Origin of the sequence: Acinetobacter sp. Marseille-Q1623 (genome assembly GCF_902809895.1) — a bacterium.
GTDB lineage: Bacteria > Pseudomonadota > Gammaproteobacteria > Pseudomonadales > Moraxellaceae > Acinetobacter > Acinetobacter piscicola_A.
In genome coordinates, this window is the sequence record NZ_CADDWG010000001.1 from 1,703,431 (window position 1) to 1,723,717 (window position 20,287).

The 20,287-nt window shown below is 38.7% G+C and carries 17 protein-coding genes; 10 read left to right on the forward strand and 7 right to left on the reverse strand.

Going from position 1 to position 20,287, the window contains the following annotated elements:
- Position 1: 1 nt before the first annotated feature.
- A complete protein-coding gene (gene adeJ / locus HUV91_RS08095; protein ID WP_130072957.1) occupies positions 2–3,181 on the forward strand; it encodes a multidrug efflux RND transporter permease subunit AdeJ in 3,180 nt (1,059 codons plus the stop codon).
- Entirely contained in the window at positions 3,181–4,638 is a 1,458-nt protein-coding gene (gene adeK, locus HUV91_RS08100) for a multidrug efflux RND transporter AdeIJK outer membrane channel subunit AdeK (RefSeq protein ID WP_130073049.1), read from the forward strand. The genes adeJ and adeK overlap by 1 nt, the downstream gene beginning before the upstream one ends.
- Before the next feature lie 114 nt (positions 4,639–4,752).
- Here the strand turns inward: adeK and HUV91_RS08105 are convergent, their stop codons facing one another.
- Positions 4,753–5,658, reverse strand: a complete 906-nt coding sequence (locus tag HUV91_RS08105) for an AEC family transporter (RefSeq protein WP_130072958.1) — start codon at positions 5,656–5,658, stop codon at positions 4,753–4,755.
- A 346-nt stretch (positions 5,659–6,004) separates the two neighbouring features.
- Here HUV91_RS08105 and HUV91_RS08110 point away from each other — a divergent pair, with 346 nt between their 5' ends.
- Complete coding sequence (locus HUV91_RS08110; protein ID WP_130072959.1) at positions 6,005–7,192, forward strand: ammonium transporter; 1,188 nt, start codon at positions 6,005–6,007, stop codon at positions 7,190–7,192.
- A 72-nt stretch (positions 7,193–7,264) separates the two neighbouring features.
- Here the strand turns inward: HUV91_RS08110 and HUV91_RS08115 are convergent, their stop codons facing one another.
- Positions 7,265–7,960, reverse strand: a complete 696-nt coding sequence (locus HUV91_RS08115) for an HAD family hydrolase (protein ID WP_174493086.1) — start codon at positions 7,958–7,960, stop codon at positions 7,265–7,267.
- Positions 7,961–8,131: 171 nt separating this feature from the next.
- On the opposite strand from HUV91_RS08115, the gene HUV91_RS08120 reads away from it, so the two are divergent.
- Positions 8,132–8,776 (forward strand): phosphatase PAP2 family protein, encoded by a 645-nt coding sequence (locus tag HUV91_RS08120; RefSeq protein ID WP_227554776.1) that lies wholly within the window; start codon positions 8,132–8,134, stop codon positions 8,774–8,776.
- A gap of 40 nt (positions 8,777–8,816) precedes the next feature.
- Here HUV91_RS08120 and HUV91_RS08125 read toward each other — a convergent pair whose 3' ends face one another.
- The 4 genes from HUV91_RS08125 to HUV91_RS08140 all read right to left on the reverse strand — a co-directional run bounded on the left by HUV91_RS08125 (position 8,817) and on the right by HUV91_RS08140 (position 13,951).
- The gene (locus HUV91_RS08125; protein ID WP_174493088.1) at positions 8,817–10,148 is read right to left on the reverse strand and encodes an ATP-binding protein; all 1,332 of its coding nucleotides are present in this window, start codon (positions 10,146–10,148) and stop codon (positions 8,817–8,819) included.
- Between the two features lie 27 nt (positions 10,149–10,175).
- Complete coding sequence (locus tag HUV91_RS08130) at positions 10,176–10,850, reverse strand: response regulator transcription factor (protein ID WP_130072963.1); 675 nt, start codon at positions 10,848–10,850, stop codon at positions 10,176–10,178.
- A gap of 15 nt (positions 10,851–10,865) precedes the next feature.
- Positions 10,866–12,527: a phosphoethanolamine transferase gene (locus tag HUV91_RS08135; protein WP_174493612.1), complete on the reverse strand. Its 1,662-nt coding sequence runs from the start codon at positions 12,525–12,527 to the stop codon at positions 10,866–10,868.
- Positions 12,528–12,670: 143 nt separating this feature from the next.
- Positions 12,671–13,951 carry an MFS transporter gene (locus tag HUV91_RS08140; RefSeq protein WP_174493089.1) on the reverse strand — a complete coding sequence of 427 codons (1,281 nt, stop codon included), beginning with the start codon at positions 13,949–13,951 and terminating at the stop codon, positions 12,671–12,673.
- Between the two features lie 134 nt (positions 13,952–14,085).
- On the opposite strand from HUV91_RS08140, the gene HUV91_RS08145 reads away from it, so the two are divergent.
- The 6 genes from HUV91_RS08145 to HUV91_RS08170 all read left to right on the forward strand — a co-directional run bounded on the left by HUV91_RS08145 (position 14,086) and on the right by HUV91_RS08170 (position 19,174).
- Positions 14,086–14,712 carry a lysophospholipid acyltransferase family protein gene (locus tag HUV91_RS08145; RefSeq protein ID WP_130072965.1) on the forward strand — a complete coding sequence of 209 codons (627 nt, stop codon included), beginning with the start codon at positions 14,086–14,088 and terminating at the stop codon, positions 14,710–14,712.
- A 66-nt stretch (positions 14,713–14,778) separates the two neighbouring features.
- Positions 14,779–15,696 (forward strand): patatin-like phospholipase family protein, encoded by a 918-nt coding sequence (locus tag HUV91_RS08150; RefSeq protein WP_174493090.1) that lies wholly within the window; start codon positions 14,779–14,781, stop codon positions 15,694–15,696.
- A gap of 131 nt (positions 15,697–15,827) precedes the next feature.
- On the forward strand, positions 15,828–16,301 hold the full coding sequence (locus HUV91_RS08155) for an NfeD family protein (protein WP_130072967.1): 474 nt from the start codon (positions 15,828–15,830) through the stop codon (positions 16,299–16,301).
- Positions 16,302–16,324: 23 nt separating this feature from the next.
- Positions 16,325–17,179: an SPFH domain-containing protein gene (locus HUV91_RS08160; protein ID WP_130072968.1), complete on the forward strand. Its 855-nt coding sequence runs from the start codon at positions 16,325–16,327 to the stop codon at positions 17,177–17,179.
- A 158-nt stretch (positions 17,180–17,337) separates the two neighbouring features.
- Positions 17,338–18,834 carry a sodium/proline symporter PutP gene (gene putP, locus HUV91_RS08165; RefSeq protein WP_130072969.1) on the forward strand — a complete coding sequence of 499 codons (1,497 nt, stop codon included), beginning with the start codon at positions 17,338–17,340 and terminating at the stop codon, positions 18,832–18,834.
- Between the two features lie 157 nt (positions 18,835–18,991).
- A complete protein-coding gene (locus tag HUV91_RS08170) occupies positions 18,992–19,174 on the forward strand; it encodes a hypothetical protein (protein WP_130072970.1) in 183 nt (60 codons plus the stop codon).
- 104 nt (positions 19,175–19,278) lie between these two features.
- Here the strand turns inward: HUV91_RS08170 and HUV91_RS08175 are convergent, their stop codons facing one another.
- On the reverse strand, positions 19,279–20,190 hold the full coding sequence (locus tag HUV91_RS08175; RefSeq protein ID WP_130072971.1) for a polyprenyl synthetase family protein: 912 nt from the start codon (positions 20,188–20,190) through the stop codon (positions 19,279–19,281).
- Positions 20,191–20,287 lie beyond the last annotated feature (97 nt).

A 20,287-nucleotide genomic window follows, 5' to 3' on the forward strand; every position in this document is an offset into this window, starting at 1 on the left:
AATGGCTCAATTTTTTATTCATCGCCCAATCTTTGCATGGGTGATTGCATTAGTCATTATGCTGGCGGGGATTCTCACGCTAACCAAAATGCCTATTGCACAATATCCGACAATTGCACCTCCGACAGTTACAATTTCTGCAACTTATCCGGGTGCATCTGCTGCGACTGTTGAAAACACGGTTACACAGATTATCGAACAACAAATGAATGGTCTCGATGGCTTACGCTATATCTCCTCAAACAGTGCGGGGAATGGTCAAGCATCGATCCAATTAAACTTTGAACAAGGGATTGATCCTGATATTGCCCAAGTTCAAGTTCAAAATAAATTGCAATCAGCTACAGCTCTTTTACCTGAAGATGTTCAACGTCAAGGGGTAAAGGTTACAAAGTCTGGTGCAAGCTTCTTACAAGTATTGGCATTTTACTCGCCAGATAGCTCGCTCTCTGCAAATGACATTAAGGATTATGTTAATTCAAATATTTCTGAACCTTTAAGTCGTGTAGCTGGTGTAGGTGAAGTTCAAGTCTTTGGTGGTTCTTATGCCATGCGTATTTGGTTAGACCCTGCTAAATTGACTAGCTTCGGTATTACCCCATCTGATGTTGCAGCAGCAATTCGTGCCCAAAACTCACAAGTGGCTGTAGGTCAGTTGGGTGGCGCACCATCGATTGAGGGTCAAGTGCTCAATGCAACTGTCAATGCACAGAGTATGTTGACTACCCCAGAACAATTTAAAAACATCTTCCTACGTAATACGAGTGATGGTGCTCAGGTACGTTTAGGTGATGTAGCACGGGTTGAATTGGGTGCTGATAATTATCAGTTTGACTCGAAATTCAATGGTAAACCTGCAGGTGGCGTAGCAATTAAACTCGCAACTGGTGCTAATGCTCTAGATACAGCAAAAGCTGTTGAAGCGCGTATGGTTGAATTGCGTAAAAACTTTCCTGTTGGCATGAAGGATAAGTTGGCTTTTGATACAACACCATTTATTAAATTATCAATCGAAAGTGTTGTACATACTTTGATTGAAGCAGTTATCCTTGTATTCTTCGTCATGTTCTTATTCTTACAGAACTGGCGTGCAACGATCATTCCAACAATGGCTGTACCTGTGGTTGTACTCGGTACATTCGCAGTGATTAACGTCTTTGGCTTCTCAATCAATACCCTCACCATGTTTGCAATGGTACTTGCCATTGGTCTATTGGTCGATGATGCCATCGTTGTGGTTGAAAACGTCGAACGTGTTATGGTAGAGGATCATCTTGATCCTGTTGCAGCAACTGAAATTTCAATGAAACAGATTTCAGGAGCATTAATCGGGATCACCTCAGTATTAACTGCTGTATTCGTTCCAATGGCGTTCTTTGGAGGGACAACAGGGGTAATTTACCGTCAGTTCTCCATTACCCTTGTAACTGCAATGATTTTATCATTGATCGTTGCCTTAACCTTCACACCTGCATTGTGTGCGACGATTCTAAAACAGCATGATCCACATAAAAAGCCAAGCAATAATATTTTTGCTCGCTTCTTTAGATGGTTTAACGATGCCTTTGATCGTACTGCTGAAAAGTATAAAGGCGGTGTCAACTTCATGACACATCATAAATTGTTCTCAGGAATTGTTTATGCTGCTGTGATTGGGGTTTTAGTTGTATTATTTAAAATGTTGCCTTCGTCTTTCTTACCTGAAGAAGACCAAGGTGTCGTCATGACTTTAGTTCAATTACCACCAAATGCAACACTTGATCGTACTGACAAAGTCATCGACACAATGACACACTATTTCATGGAAAATGAAAAAAAATCTGTAGAATCGGTTTTTAGCGTTTCAGGTTTCTCATTTACAGGTGTCGGTCAAAATGCAGGTTTAGCATTTATTCAGCTGAAAGATTGGGCTGATCGTACAACACCTGAACAAAAAATCGGTGAAATCATCAAACGTGGTATGGCGCTAAATATGATTGCTAAAGATGCATCTTATGTGATGCCTCTACAATTACCAGCTATGCCTGAATTAGGTGTGACTGCAGGTTTTAATTTGCAGTTAAAAGCTTCTGCTGGCCAAACTCACGAACAACTACTTGCTGCACGTAATGCAATTTTAGGTATGGCAGCACAAGACAAACGCTTAATAGGCGTACGTCCAAACGGCCAGGAAGATACTCCTCAGTACCAAATTAATATTGACCAAGCACAAGCTGGAGCAATGGGTGTAAGTATTGCAGATATTAACTCAACGATGAGTATGGCTTGGGGTGGTTCTTATATTAATGACTTCATTGACCGTGGTCGTGTGAAAAAAGTCTATGTTCAAGGTGAAGCCAATGCGCGTATGATGCCTGAGGACTTGAACAAATGGTATGTGCGCAATAATAAAGGTGAAATGATTCCATTCTCAAGTTTTGCAACTGGGGTTTGGACATATGGTTCACCACGCTTAGAACGCTACAATGGCATTTCATCAATGAATATCCAAGGTACACCTGCACCAGGTACAAGTTCTGGCGATGCGATGCAAGCCATGGAAGAGATTATTGCCAAATTACCATCAATGGGTCTACAAGGTTTTGACTATGAATGGACAGGGTTATCTTTAGAAGAACGTGAGTCTGGCGCACAAGCACCATTCTTATATGCCCTTTCATTACTCATCGTATTCTTATGTCTTGCAGCACTTTATGAAAGTTGGTCAATTCCATTCTCAGTATTACTGGTTGTACCACTCGGTGTTGTTGGTGCAATGGGCTTAACTTGGTTAGGTATGGTGCTCTCAGGTGATCCAAACCTTTCAAATAACATTTACTTCCAAGTGGCAATTATTGCAGTCATCGGTTTATCTGCAAAAAATGCGATCTTGATTGTAGAATTTGCCAAGGAATTGCAAGAAAAAGGCGAAGACCTATTTGATGCAACATTACATGCAGCAAAAATGCGTTTACGCCCAATTATCATGACGACATTGGCATTTGGTTTTGGTGTACTTCCACTTGCTTTAGCAAGCGGTGCTGGTGCAGGTAGCCAACATTCAGTCGGTTATGGTGTATTGGGGGGTGTAATTAGCTCAACCTTACTAGGGATCTTCTTTATTCCTGTATTCTTCGTCTGGATACGTAGTATCTTTAAATACAAACCTAAGAATCAAAACCTTCAGGAGCAAAAATCGTGATGCAAAATCTATGGTCTATTTCAGGTCGTGGCATTGCGGTATCTGCACTTGCGCTTGCTTTGACTGCATGTCAAAGCATGCGTGGCCCAGAGCCCGTTGTACAAGCCAATATTCCGACCAATTATCTTGAAAGTGCATCGGGTACTTCTATTGCTGAACAAGGTTATAAAGACTTTTTTGCAGACCCACGTTTGCTGCAAGTGATTGATCTTGCTTTAACCAATAACCGTGATTTACGTACAGCGACATTGAACATTCAACGTGCACAACAACAATATCAAATCACTGAAAACAATCAGCTTCCAACGATTGGTGCCAGTGGTGGTATATTACGTCAGGACACATTGAACACTCAAAAACCAGTCACTTCATATAATGTTGGTCTGGGTGTTACTGCATATGAATTAGATTTCTGGGGACGTGTTCGTAGTTTAAAAGACAATGCTTTAGACAGTTATTTAGCGACAGCAAGTGCACGTGATGCAACGCAAATCTCTTTAATTGGTCAAGTCGCACAAGCTTGGCTGAATTATTCATTTGCCAATGCACAACTTAAACTTGCTGAACAAACCTTAAAAGCACAGCTTGATTCATATAATCTCAACAAAAAACGTTTTGATGTTGGAATTGACAGTGAAGTGCCTGTACGTCAAGCACAAGTGTCGGTAGAAACTGCACGGAATGATGTTGCCAACTATAAAACACAGATTGCACAAGCACAAAACTTGCTCAATCTTTTGGTTGGTCAACAAGTACCGAGCAACTTATTGCCATCACAACGTGTAACGAAGATCACCAATAACACGGCTTTAGCTTCAGGCTTACCAAGTGACTTGCTACATAACCGCCCTGATGTTCGTGCGGCTGAATACAAACTCTCTGCGATGGGTGCAAATATTGGTGCAGCAAAAGCACGCTTATTCCCAACCATTAGTTTGACGGGTTCAGCAGGTTATGCTTCAACTGATTTAAGTGACTTATTTAAATCAGGCGCATTTGTTTGGTCTTTAGGTCCAAGCTTAGATATTCCACTTTGGGATTGGGGTACACGTAAAGCTAACATTAAAATTTCGGAAACAGATCAAGAAATTGCTTTATCTGATTACGAAAAATCAATTCAATCTGCTTTCCGTGAAGTCAATGATGCATTAGCGACTCGCCAAAATATTGGTGATCGTATTTCTGCACAGCGCCGTTTAGTCGATGCAACCAATACCACATATAAGCTTTCTAATGCGCGTTTCCGTGCAGGTATTGATAGCTTCTTAACCGTATTAGATGCACAGCGTAGTTCTTATGCAGCTGAACAAGGTTTATTATTGTTAGAACAAGCAAACTTAAATAACCAAGTCGAGTTATATAAATCTCTCGGTGGTGGTGTCAAAGCCAATACATCTGACCAAATTGTTGTACAGCCTTCTACTGCTGAACTCAAGCAACAGCAAGCAACCAAATAATTTGATTGACTTACACATTTGATTCAATAAAGAAAGCTCACTCCAGTGGGCTTTTTTATAAAACTCACTCACCGTTTCAACAAGCAAATCTAAAATTTGAAAACTCAGCCTAGACTACATCACCCAAAGCAAAACGAGCGGTAAAGTAAATGCTGAACATAAGGTTTGCAAGCTGATTACCCCAGCCATCAATTGATGATCCCCACCCAAAACCTTAGTTAAAATATAAGATGCCGAGGCGGTCGGTAATGCAAAAAACAGGACTAAAACTTGGGTTTCAAGTTGGCTTAAATGTAAAAATCTACACACCATATAAGCGAGTGCTGGCATGATCAGCAATCGAGCAAAAGTATTTAAGAATAAAACCCAAAGCTCTTTTTTTAGCTCGGTAAATTGTAAAGCTGCACCGACACAGAGCAAACCCAAAGGTAAACTGCATATTGCCAACTGTTTAATTAAATCTGTAAAGCCTGCCCATAAACTCAGACCTGAAAAATTAAAGGCAATCCCCACCACACACGCCATAATTAAGGGGTTTTTCAACACAGAAAGTAAAATAGATTGAGCATCCATATTGTCCTGTCGAGTGAGCGCCAATACAGATAAGACATTTACAATCGGAATGCACATTGCCAAAGTAATGGCTAAAATGGTCATGCCCTGTTGACTAAATAATGCAGCAACAATAGCTAAACCCATATACGTATTAAAGCGTACCATGCTCTGCATATAGACACCAAAACGTGCAGCATCGGTTTTTTGCGTCGCACGAATGACATATAATACGATACAGGTAATCAGCAAAATAGAAATCAAAACCGTAAAAATGGTTTTGATCATGCCTAAATGAATCGTTGCTGTCGATAAATTAGCAAATAGCATTGCAGGAAATAGCAGATAATAATTGAGTTTTTCTGCACCACTCCAAAAACCATCCGTTAAAAATTTTGTTCTTTTTAGAATATTCCCCCCAAAAATTAAAGCCAATAAAGGAAATAATGAGAGGAAGATCTGAGTCATGCCGTATCCTAAAAATGCAATATTAAAATGCAAGAATTAGAACTTTACAGCATTGAACAAAAAAAATTTATTTATGTTTTTATTTTTATATAGCCTTTTATTTTACACATGCCTTACATAAAAAATAATACCATATTTTTCAAAAACTTAAAATAATACATATTTTTTTAAACGCACCGAAATAATGCAAAAAATCCAACTTAGTGCAGGGTTTTGCTTTATATCGAGTCTTGCAGCTTCTTCTCCATTTTTGATCAATTTTTCCCGTCTTTCCCCTCTTCACGCCCACAAATAGCTCGTTATACTTGAACCAAACTGTAACATTCAGCACCAAATCAGAGCCCTTATGCAAAATATTGATCTACTTTTCCTTCTACTCGGTGCGATCCTTGTACTTGCAATGCATGCAGGATTTGCATTTTTAGAACTCGGTACTGTACGCCACAAAAACCAAGTCAATGCACTGAGTAAAATTTTGACTGACTTTTCTATTTCAGCGATTGCTTATTTTTTTGTGGGCTATTACATCGCTTATGGTCAACACTTTTTCCATTCAGGCATACAACTTTCCGCTGAGCATGGTTACAACTTGATGCGCTGTTTCTTTTTACTGACTTTTGCAGCAGCTATTCCTGCCATTATTTCAGGGGGAATTGCTGAACGTGCCAAAATGCGTACTCAAGCGATTGCGACTTTGTTTTTAGTTGCCTTGGTTTATCCTTTTTTTGAAGGCATTGCATGGAATGGTAATTTTGGATTACAAGATTGGTTAAAAAATGCATTTGGTGCATCTTTTCATGACTTTGCAGGTTCAGTTGTTGTACATGCAATGGGCGGATGGATGGCACTTGCAGCCGTAATTTTACTAGGCGCTCGACATGGTCGTTATAAAAAAGATGGACGCATCAGTGCACATCCACCTTCATCTATTCCATTTTTAGCACTTGGTTCATGGATTTTGATTGTGGGTTGGTTTGGTTTCAATGTCATGAGCGCACAACGTTTAGATGCTATTTCAGGATTAGTCGCAATCAACTCACTGATGGCGATGGTCGGGGGAACAATTGCAGCCAATTTCTTCGGCAAAGAAGACCCTGGCTTTTTACATAATGGTCCATTGGCGGGTTTAGTTGCGATCTGTGCAGGCTCTGACATTGTTCATCCTATGGGTGCTTTATTCATCGGGATATTTGCAGGCTTCTTCTTCGTTAAGTTATTTACTTATACACAAAACCGCTTAAAAGTGGACGACGTACTCGGCGTATGGCCTTTACATGGGGTATGTGGTGCCTTTGGTGGTATTGCTGTGGGTCTATTCGGTCAAACTTGGTTGGGCGGTTTAGGCGGTGTTTCGATGTTATCGCAGATCTTCGGTACAATCTTTGCCATTATTATTGCGTTGCTTGGTGCTTTTGCAGTCTATGGTATTTTAAAAGTGACGATGGGTATTCGTTTAAGCCAAGAAGAAGAATTTCGTGGTGCTGATTTATCTATTCATAAAATTTCAGCAAATTCAGAGGATGCTATTTTTTAAATACAAATTATGCTGCTCTTGTGTTTTGGCTCTAAATCACCACTACCTCCTGCTCTCAGGAGGTTTTTTATCTCAATCTTTAAGAGATAAATAATCTAAAACTTGCTTTAATTCATCAATCCGTTGTGGAATATGTGCAACATTTTCATGAAAGCCGTTCAGCAATAATGCATTGAGACCTGCACCTGTTGCACCTGCATAATCATTCACTGGATGATCACCAATATATAAAGCCTGTTGTGGTTGTATATGTAAACGCTGACAGGTATCTAAAAATATTTCAGGTTTAGGCTTACTTATGCCCACCAATTCCGAACTGATAATCTGGTCAAAATAATGAGCAAAGCCCAAACCCTGTAAAATTTTTAAACGGGTTGCATGCCCACCATTGGAAATCACCGCTAATTTATAATTTTCTTGCTTTAAATATTGCAATAAATCTGCTGCACCCTGCATTGCAACCGCAGCCATGCCAAATTGCTCAAACCAATATTGAGTAAGTTCATCAAGGTCGGGCAATGTATTCCAAGTCAAAGTATCTGTTAAAGCCTGCCCCACTGAAGCAGCAATACTTGAATGTGTTAATCGTTCTTTTTTAGGATAACCACCATTGTCAATATAACGGATGATATCCACGGTTTTTTCTAGTTCAGATGTGGCTAAATGATGTGAAAAGTCATTTAAAAAGCGTTGTGCATACACCACCACGCTCTGATCTCGGTGGGTCAACGTATTGTCTAAATCAAAAAGTACTGCTTGAATTTTCATGGTATTTTTTCAGTTGCACAACAATAAGACCAAATTTCGATATGATGAAATTGTATAGATTAATACTCATTTAAGTTTTAATTGCTTAAATCATAAACTATATTTTCATTTCACATTTGCATTTTATCCGATATGGTTTTCTCAAATTTTCAAAAATTTATGCTGTCTTGTATGACAGTCAGTTTGATATCCGGTGTGATTCTGCTCTGTTATTTTCCTGTTGGTGGCGCAATTGACCAAAATTTGATTCGACCTTGGATGGATCAATTTGGACATTTTACCTATCGTGATAACTATTATTTGGTACATTGGAATCATAAACACCTGAAAAATATTTTGATTTTAGTTTATCTGAGTTTTTTATTTTTATGGTTAGCTTCATTTAAGGTTGAAAAATTAAAACCATCTCGTTGGCAATATGGCTATATGTTTTGGGTCAGTATATTGTGTACAGGTGTCGTCGGATTATTAAAATCTCAATCGCAGCATGCTTGTCCATGGAATATGACACAAGCAACCCCTACAGGATTTATTTGGGACTTCACTGCAACACATGGACACTGTTTTCCAGGTGGGCATGCCAGTACAGGCTTTGCACTGATGACTGGATTTTTTGTCTATCGTTTAAGTTCAAAAAAATGTGCCTATCTCTTCTTATTTTTCGGTCTAACTTTAGGCTTTATTATGGGTTGGGGGCAAATGATGCGAGGCGCACATTTTCTCAGTCACAATCTATGGACAGCTTGGATTATATTTAGTTTAAATGCTGTTCTGTATGCCATTTTCTATAAAAAATTTCAAAAACATGCACAATAATTGATGAGGTGAAACCGTATTTTCACCTCATTTTAAAGATTTACTGATCACTCAATTGCATCGGTAATTTAACCAGAACCTCTAAACCACCGAGTTCTTCACTGCGCGATAAAGTCAGTAGTCCACCCAAATGTTGTACTGCTTTTTCTACAATCGATAATCCTAGACCACTGCCCACTTCTAAGTGATGATGGATTCGATAAAAGCGTTTCAGCACTTTTTCATATAACTCAGGTTCGATTCCCGGACCACTGTCCTCAATTTTAACAAATGCTGAGCCATGCCCATCTTCAAATACAGAAATATTGATCACACCTGTATCAGGGGTATATTTAATGGCATTATCAATTAAATTAAAAATAATCGAATGCACACTTTGTTCAACACTAAACATCTGTACAGGATCATTGCGTAAAAATCCAAGATCTATGTCTTTTTGCATCGCAAGATTAAGTAATTGTTCAACACAATTAAATGCAACATCATTTAACTGAAAAGTAGTCGCGGGTCGCTCGTATTTCAACGAAGCATCTTGTTTGGCAAGTGCCAAGAGTTGGGTGACCAAATGCTGCATCCGTGCCAAACCTTTACTTAAATTCAATAAATTAGGGTCATCAGGCAATTGGCTAATCAAAATCTTGGTTTGTAAGTTGAGTGCGGTAATCGGTGTCCGTAACTCATGTGCAGCATCAGCGACAAATTGGCGTTGTTCCTGTTGAGCAATAGAAATACGTTCAAATAAATGATTCATTTCATTAATAGTAGGCACAAGCTCTTCGGGATAATGACTACTTTGAATCGAAGATAAACTATTTGAATCACGTAACGACAGTTCAGATTTAAACGCTTCTAAAGGCTTTAAGCTTCTACGAATAATAAATACCAATGCAAACAGGGCAAAAGGCATAATCAACAAATAAGGCAAAAACATTGTACCTGCTAACTCAAATGCCAGCTCTTTACGCACTTTTAGTTGTTGACTAATTTGAATTTGATATTGTGGTGTAGGTAAAACATAAGCAATCCAAGTACCATTTTCAGTTTCTTGGGTATAGAAGCCTGCTTTACTTTTCGGTTCAATCAAATAATGTTCATCATGACTGAGGTCTTTACGCTCATTGTACGCCCAAACATCGATAAACAAATCTTCTTCATGATAACGTTTTTGATGATTAAATTGACTTTCTAATGGACGTGGATTTTTGGCAACACGTTCCGCCAAATACACCATTTGTTCATCTAGAATTTCAGTGATTTCATGTAATGACGTTTTATAAGCAGTAAAAATGAGCAGGCAACCCATGAGCACGCTAAAGAGCGAGACATATGTAATTAAGCGCCTTCTAAGAGAATAATGCTGTTTTTCTGTCATACTTTTATTTCAAATTTTTCCAAAATATTAGGCTTGACCAAAACGATAGCCCAAACCACGAATAGTACGAATAATGTTTTTACCTAATTTTGAACGAATATGATGCACATAGACTTCAATGGTATTGCTATTAATTTCACTGTCTAAAGCATATAACTTATCTTCTAAATTGGTTTTAGAAAATATTTTATTTGGGTGGGTCATCAGTGGAATTAAGATTGCCCATTCACGTTTAGATAATTCGACCAATTCACCTTTAAAAGTTGCGAGATGCTGCTCTACATCGAGTACTAAATCTCCATTTTTTAGGATTTCAGCACCTGATTGCAGCGCTTGCGTTTGATTCGAACGACGTAATAACGCTTGGATACGTGCAATTAATTCTTCAAATTCATACGGTTTAATCAAATAATCATCTGCGCCTTGATTTAAACCATCTACACGATTTTGCAGTTGATCTCGTGCAGAAATGATCAATACAGGCGTTGCTACCCGTTGTCGAATTTGCTTCAGTACTTGCATGCCATCCATCATTGGCAGACCTAAGTCTAATAAAATCAAATCAAATTGTTGATGGGTCAATTGTTTTAACCCATCCAAGCCATTATTGACCCATTCCACTTCATATTGATGAAAACGCAACAAGGTGAGCGTTGATTCAGCAATCATAAAGTCATCTTCAATCATTAAGATTTTAGTCATGTTTGGCATCCTGTATTAACTACGTACAGCACATTGGCTGAGCATATTATGATTTTGATTAATCACTTGGGTTTTAACACCCAACAGACTTAACAAACTTGGAAATAAATTATCCTGACTCAAGGTTTTTGCCTTTTGTTGTGCCAAACAATTGACTTGTGCAGCATGTGCTTGTTTCCAACTGTCAGAGAACCACATCATCATCGGTACATGGGTTTGTTGGCTCGGTGCAATTGAATACGGTGCGCCATGTAAATACATACCATGCTCACCTGTAGATTCACCATGATCAGACAAATACCAAAAACCTGTTCTATATTGCGTTTGTGTTTTTAAAACTTCAATCACTTGATTCAGCACATGGTCAGTATACACAATACTATTGTCATAACTGTTTAATAATTCCTCACGTGTACAGCCTTGAATCGCGTTGGTATCACAGGTTGGATGAAATACCTGAAACGCTTGAGGTGCACGTTTATAATAAGCAGGGCCATGGCTACCCATCTGATGTAATACAATCAAATGCGGTGATACATCATTTTTCGGAATCGTTGAAATATATTGTTTTAAACTGTCCACCAAAATACCATCCAGACACTCTCCTTCTTTACACCATTTTTGTTTTAGATTTTCAGGAATTTTATACTGTTCTACACGATTACATGTGCCTTTACAGCCAGAGTTATTATCAATCCACGTCACTTTATAACCTGCACGTTGTGCAATATCGAGTAGTCCTTCACGATGGCTTGCTAAGTGCTCATCATATTCAAGACGTGGCATTCCTGAGAACATACAAGGTACTGACACTGCTGTGGCTGTACCACATGAACTCACCTGACTATAATTAATCAGACCTGCCTGTTTAGACAATTCAGGATTGGTATTTTTATGATAACCATCTAAAGCAAAGCTTTCAGCACGTGCGGTTTCACCGACCACCAATACCATCAATTTCGGATGTTTTTGTGTTGAGGTGTCTTCAACCAAATGTGCATCTTCACCATAACGAATTAAAGGTAAATTTTCCTTTGGCGCTCTTTTATGGAAATAAGAACTGGTTGCAGCAAACACATTTTGTGGTGAAATCATGCCTTTTAAATCTCGATGCTCACGAAAAATTGCAGCAAAATCGACATAATAGACAAATAACAATGAACCGATTACTGCCAAAGAAGCAATACTACTGGCTAACTTTTTCAGCAAGGTTTTCGAAATGGACTCATCACGAATATTGACCCAAAAAATCAATGCGATGGGTAAAACCACAAAAGCAATCGACCATAAAATAAAACGGAGTGAAACCAGATCACGTACTTCTGCAGGGTCTGTCTGCATCATATTTTGAATTTGATCAGGAGAAATCACCACACCCAATGAATTCACAAAATAGGCACTGAATCCACCAATAAATACCAGTAAAACGGTAATTGCTTTGAGTGTCCACTTCCAACCCAAGATTTGTAAAATCAGATTATATAATGCGATTAAAATTAAGGCTGTAGCAGCTAGAAAAGCATAGGATTTAATACCTTGATATGGCGTTAAATTATGAATTTGACGATAAAAAGCAAAATTTAAACATACCCCTAACCACACCGCCATAGCTAAAGTAAAAACAGTAAATGAAACCGTTATTTTTTGATTGAATCGTTTTTCTAAGAATCCCAACATCTCAGTCTGATCATGCATAAAAGATAATCAACTGTAAAAATTGAACCTTAAGAAAGACTTAATTTAAACTGAAATAGCCTTAAGAAATAGAGATAAACCACTGAAATACATAAATTTGCACAATTTAGCATTTTACCAATAGTTTAATTTTCATCTATTTTTAGATGCACTTGCTTCATCCATAGAAAAATGGGCAATAAACACAGGAGAGCAACACAACTCATCAAGATAAAATAATCAAAATATCCCATCACATCGCCCAAGATTCCACTGAGACTATACAGCATGCCACTTACTGCCGCCATCACAGAGACCTGAAAGGTAAAGTCTGTTCCTGCATGCGTTTTACGGCTATATTGCATTATCAAAGTCAAAATCACCACCAAAAGCATGGCTGCAAACATATCATCGACAGCATTGATGAAATAAATAGTCAGATGCGAAACTGCAGTTTTTTGTTGGAATTGATATGCGAGCCATGCATAAGCAAGCAAACTCAATACTTTAAAAAAAGAGAATAAAATTAGTGCACGAACACGTGAAAAATACTGTAAATAAAGACTCGCTAAACCTGCACCACATAATGCAGCCCCTGCCCCTAACATGGTGATGTAAACACCAATTTGTGAATACGTTAAACCTAAATCCACCATGAGTGGCTTGCTAATTGGACCTGACAAACCATCCGCAATTTTGATCGTGCATAATACAATGAACCAATACAACATGACTTTAGTGTTTAAAAAATACTGTAAATATTCTGAGATTTGCTGCATGAAAGGTGCTTTGCTCTCAGCCTGTTCCCTTGGTTTAGATTGCTCTAAGTGTAAATGATGTTGTGGTTCTCGATAAAATAAAGCAGGCACAATATTTAAAAATACAATTGCAGCTAAAATTAAAAAAGTCGTTTGCCATGTCAAACTGTCCAATGCCCACAAAATCACCCCACCACCAACAATAAATCCTAAACGCGACCCCACCACTTGAAACATATTGCCCCAATGTTGTTGTTCACCTTTGAGAATATTGACTGCCAAAGCATCTGTGGCAATATCTTGGGTGGCACCAATGCCATTCATCAACAATAAAGTAATAAAAAATCCCAATAAATACACAGGTTCATTTAAAGCTTGAATGGGCAAATAAGATAAAACAATTAAAATAGTAACTGTCAGTAACTGACAAGGAATAATCCAACTCCGATAATGCCCAAACCCCAATGCACCATAACGGTCAACCCAAGGTGCCCACAGGACTTTCATCGCCCAAGGTGCCATCAGCAAACCAAAACCACCAATATGGGTCAGTGACACTCCTTGTGCCCTTAAAATCACAGGCAAAGCATGTGTCATAAAACCAACAGGTAATCCTTGTGCCCAATATAAAGAAAACAACAGGACATACAAATGGGGGGCTTTGGGCATAACAATATTGACCTTTCAACCAATTGGCGATCTTTTAGAGTAGATAATGTTGTTGGATAATTACAATTTATCCATGTACTATTATCTATGAAAAATGCATATTTACAGTGATTTTTAGTGTTATGTAAACAACAATGGCAATAAATTTTCCACAATTACCCGATCAAGTTCCACATCGTGGAACACCAAAAAGCCGTGCTTTTTTTAAAAATTTATATCTCGCACAAGGATGGCGCTTTGAAGGACAATTTCCCAATATCCCTAAAGCGGTTGCTATTGTTTCGCCACATACATCTAATTTTGATGGATTGTATGCATTCTTAGCCATGCTCGGCATTGGCTTAAAAGTCACGATCTTTGGCAAAGACAGTTTATTTAAACCGCCATTGGATAAGCTATTTAAATGGATGGGGGTAATTCCTGTACAACGTGACTCCCCTCATGGCTTGACCCAACAAATTGTCAATGCCATTCAATCTACGGATAAAATTTGGATTGCCCTCGCGCCTGAAGGGACACGCAAACAAGCTGAAAAAATCAAAAGTGGTTTTTATCATATTGCCATGGGTGCACATATTCCAATTGTCATGTTTGCTTTTGATTATGAGCAAAAAATGATTCGTTGCTTAGGTGTATTCACCCCTACAGGCGACTATGATGCAGACTTAGCGCAAATTTTCAGTCATTATCAGGGCAATTTTTCACCCAAAAATCCTGCCCGATTGGCTAAACCGTTACAAAAACTGTTTAAAAAGCGCTAGAAAATCATAACGTAATCTGTTGTGATGTTGCGCATATTTTGTTTAATTTATGAATAGATAACGCACATGCATATCAAACTCTTTGGACTCATCAGCTTACTTGGTCTGGCATTGGTAGGCTGTGATAAAACCACAAAAACACCACCCACAACCACAGCAATCAAAGCCCGTGAACCTGTGATTGCACTTGCTTTAGGCGGTGGTGGTGCCAAAGGCTTCGCCCATATTGGTGTAATCAAAGTACTTGAGTCACATGGTATTAAACCCAAAATTGTGACAGGAACAAGTGCAGGGAGTTTTGTCGGTAGTATTTATGCCAGTGGTAAAACACCTTATCAAATGCAGCAAATTGCCCTACAGCTCAAAGAGTCAGATCTGCGTGACTTAACTCTTAATCGTCAAGGGATTATTTTGGGTGAAAAGCTGCAAAATTATGTCAATAGTCATGTGGCCAATAAACCCATTGAAAAATTTCCAATTCGTTTTGCAGCCGTGGCAACCCGCTTAGACAATGGTAAAAAAGCAGAATTCATCAAAGGAAATGCAGGTCAAGCTGTCCGTGCTTCATGTAGTATTCCTAATGTCTTTGTACCCGCAACTATTGGCAAGACTAAATATGTCGATGGTGGCTTAGTCAGTCCAATTCCAGTACAAACTGCGAAAAATATGGGTGCTGATATTGTGATTGCAGTCGATATTTCTGCACGTCCTTCAGGCAGCCAACCCATGAATATGTGGGGCTTACTCGATCAGACCATTAACATTATGGGACAACAAAGTATTCAGTCAGAACTTGCTCAAGCCAATATCGTGATCCAACCCAAAGTGGGACATTTAGGGACTTTGGACTTAACAGCGAGTAATCAAGCGATTTTGGAGGGGGAAAAAGCTGCACAGTTGAAAATTACTGCAATTCAAACGGCTATTAACAATTTTAAAAAATCCCCGGCTGCACTACAACCCGCACTTAAAGCAAGAATCTAATTTTTTCATCACTGTAACCAACTTTTCATCAGAGAAGTTGGTCATTTTTTAATATTCATTCTGACCGCGATCTGTTACATTGATTGAGATGATTCGTCATCTATCTCCATGATTACAATTAGAGTAGACGTATGAATTTTATAATAGAACCTTGGCATTGGTTAGTTTTAGGTGTGTTGTTAATCCTCTTTGAACTGATTCTGCCTTCTTTTGCTGCACTGTGGTTTGGGGTTGCAGCGATATTGGTTGCCATTCTTTTTTGGCTTTTCCCTAGTCTATCTTTAACTACCCAAATTATTTTTTGGATCATCCTTTCGATCAGTTGTACTCTTTTTTGGTTTAAATTTATTAAACCCTTATCTATAGATAAAACTAAAGCAGGTCTTGCCCGTGAGTCCACCATCGGTCAAGTGGGTATGGTCATTCAAACAGATTTAACACATGATCATGTCAAAGTCCGCTTTCCCATGCCTATTTTAGGTGCTGATGAATGGAATTGTCGAACTCTCTCTCCTGTTGCAGTGGGTGATCGTGTCCGCGTTGTTGATATTTCAGGAAATGATCTGGTCATTCAACCCCATCAAAGCACTCAAACACCATTATAATTTTTTAGAAAAGAGGAATAAACATGTCAATTGGTTCAATTATTGCAGTTGCTCTTTCTGCATTGGTCATCGTCACCATATTCAAAGGTGTTCGTATTGTCCCACAAGGTTATAAGTGGATCGTACAGCGTTTAGGGAAATATGACAGTACCCTCAGTCCAGGGCTAAATTTTATTATTCCTTATGTAGATGATGTTGCTTATAAAATCACCACCAAAGATATTGTTTTGGATATTCCTTCTCAAGAAGTGATTACTCGTGATAATGCAGTATTATTGATGAATGCTGTGGCTTATATCAATATTACCACACCTGAAAAAGCGGTCTATGGGATTGAAAACTATACATGGGCAATTCAAAATCTAGTACAAACCTCATTACGTTCTATCGTTGGTGAAATGGATTTAGATGATGCCTTGTCATCACGTGACCATATCAAAGCCAAACTTAAAGCTGCAATTTCCGATGATATTTCAGACTGGGGAATTACCCTTAAAACTGTGGAAATTCAAGATATTCAACCCTCGACCACCATGCAATCGGCGATGGAAGCTCAGGCTGCAGCTGAACGTCAACGCCGTGCAACTGTAACCAAAGCGGATGGTGAAAAACAGGCTGCAATTTTAGAAGCAGATGGACGTTTAGAAGCCTCTCGCCGTGATGCTGAAGCACAAGTGGTATTAGCAGAAGCATCACAAAAAGCCATTTCAATGGTGACTTCTGCGGTAGGAGACAAAGAAATCCCTGTGGCATATTTGTTAGGTGAACAGTACGTAAAAGCCATGCAAGATATGGCAAAATCGAATAATGCGAAAACGGTTGTATTGCCAGCAGATGTGTTAAATACCATTCGTGGTGTAATGGGAAGAAATAATTAATTTATTATTTTTCAGTAAAATAGGTGGTTTCAAGACTGCCTATTTTTTCTTATGCACAATAATTAGTCAGCAAATATTGTTAATTTGTGCTTAAATTTCACGTTATTTTTTGAAATAAACTATTTCAAATTGTTGTCTTACATACACTTGGACTGCGTATGAGCTCCCTAAATCCCACCCTAATAACCTTTATGTTCTATATTGTCGCCATGATTGTGATTGGCTTATTGGCATATCGTGCAACCAAAGATTTTTCCGACTATATCTTAGGTGGACGCCGTTTAGGTAGCTTTGTCACTGCATTATCCGCAGGCGCATCTGATATGAGTGGTTGGTTACTCATGGGTTTACCTGGTGCCATTTATCTGTTCGGTTTATCTAAAATGTGGATCGCCATCGGTCTGATTATTGGTGCATGGCTGAATTGGTTTTTGGTTGCGGGACGTTTACGTGTCCATACTGAAGTACAAAATAATGCACTCACCTTACCCGATTATTTTTCAAATCGTTTTGATGACCGTAAAAAAGTATTACGTGTGATTTCTGCGGTGGTGATTTTAATCTTCTTTGCGGTGTATTGCGCATCGGGTATGGTCGCAGGTGCACGTTTGTTCGAAGGCATGTTTGATATGTCTTATAACACAGCACTGTGGATTAGTGCTATTGCCACCATCAGTTATGTATTTATTGGTGGATTCTTGGCTGTGAGTTGGACGGATACGATTCAAGCGACACTCATGATTTTTGCATTATTACTTACGCCAATTGTCACGATTTTAAGTATTGGTGATTTGTCACAGGTCACTGTTGCTTTAGAAGCTGCTCGTCCACATGCTTTAGATTTATTTACCAATTTAAGTACCGTTGCAGTGATTTCATCGCTTGCATGGGGTTTAGGCTATTTTGGTCAACCGCATATTTTAGTGCGCTTTATGGCGATTGATTCGATCAAATCTATTCCAAATGCACGCCGTATTGGCATGACATGGATGACCTTATGTCTCGGAGGCGCAGTTGCAGCAGGTTTCTTTGGTATTGCATTTTTCTATCTACATCCTGAGCTCGCAGGCAATGTCAGTGCCAATCATGAACTGATTTTTATTGAACTCACCAAAATTTTATTTAATCCATGGGTAGCGGGTATTGTATTGGCAGCGATTTTAGCCGCAGTAATGAGTACATTAAGCTGTCAGTTATTGGTCTGTTCAAGTACCTTGACCGAAGACTTTTATAAAGCATTTATCCGTAAATCTGCTTCACAAAAAGAATTGGTTTGGGTTGGACGTTTAATGGTCTTGCTGATTGCTATCTTAGCCATTGTTTTAGCGCATGATCCAGACTCTGAAGTCCTTGGCTTAGTGGCAAATGCATGGGCAGGTTTTGGTGCAGCATTTGGACCATTAATCATCTTCTCATTGTTCTGGAAACGCATGACTTTATCTGGTGCAATCGCAGGTATGGTGGTCGGTGCGATCGTGGTTATTCTGTGGGTGACGGTGCCTGCGCTCATCGCAACAGAACTTTATGCCATTATCCCGGGCTTTATTGCCTCAATGATTGCAATTGTTGTTGTAAGTTTAATCAGCAAAAAACCAAATGCAGCTATGATCCAGCGTTTTGATGAAGCAGATCAACTCTATAGAACATCAAAATAAGTCTAAAACCTAAACAAATATCACATTAATGGGGCTAAATTAGCCCCATTATGCATTTTATTCATATTCAAAATAAATCTAGTGTTATATTATAACAATCATAGTTTATAAAAATATTGATGACGCTGTCATCCCAATAAATTTTCGGAACAATGCTTTGAAAAAATTAAAACGTCTTTATCTACGTCCTCACGATACACCTTTTATCTGGCTTGCATCTTTTGTCTGTGCGGCTGAAAAAGAAAAATGGGCAAAAGAGGAAATTCGTACCATTGTGCAAACAGTACGCCCTTTAGATCGTGATGCAGCTTATGAATTTTTAATGCAATTCATCGAATAATACATGGCTCAGCGATCTGCCATACTTAGGGGTTTAATCATTCAATTTTCAAAAAAATCGCAAGTCAATCGATTGACTTGCGACCTTCATACATCACAAAAAAGTTAACTTTTCCGTCCTAATAAAAACTGCGAAATTTGATTTAATTCCGCAGCATTTTCAGCAAAATACGCTAAAGCTTCAAAGGCTTGATCATGCAATTGTTGTGCATAAAGCTTGGCATTTTCTAAACCCATCAATGCAGGATAGGTCGACTTATCCACTTGCTCATCTTTACCCGCGGTTTTGCCTAAAGATACAGTGTCAGAGATCACATCTAAAATATCATCTTGAACTTGGAATGCTAAACCAATGGCTTGTCCAAACTGGCGTAATTGCGGAATCGCAGGATCAGCACCTTTAAAAATGGTCACCGCTGCCATCATGATGGCAGCTTGAATCAATGCACCTGTTTTATTACGGTGAATATTTTCTAAATGTGCTTGATCAACATGTTTGCCTTCAGCTTGCAAATCTAACACCTGCCCACAGACCATTTTTGAGGTTGCTGTCGCCAAGATTTGCATTTGTTTCAATACAATTGAATTGTCGACCGCTTGCATTTGATCAAACAAACGACTGCCTAAAACTTCAAATGCCATCGACTGTAAAATATCACCTGCCAACAGTGCTGTATCTTCACCAAAAGCTGCATGACATGTCGGTTGTCCTCGACGTAATAAATCATTATCCATACAAGGTAAATCATCATGTGCCAATGAATAACAATGTATTAACTCTATGGCAACAGCCGCACGGCGTACAGCCGCAAAATTTTGATTGTTTTCTTGTAAAGCGGACGTTGCATAACATAATGCTGGTCGGACACGTTTTCCACCTAACATCACAGCATGATGTACGGCAGATTTCAAAGGTTCAGGAAGAGAAAAAGCCTCTAATGCTGTTTGTAAATCCTGCTGAATACGCTGTTGCGCTTGCTTTAATACATCTGCATTCACATTAGAAATTGCGGTCACTTTTGCCTCGAAATTCAAATGATGAGTCACTTTAACTCAATATTTTAAGCCTATGATATTCTACATCGAAATATATAGAGAGGCATCTATTTCAGGC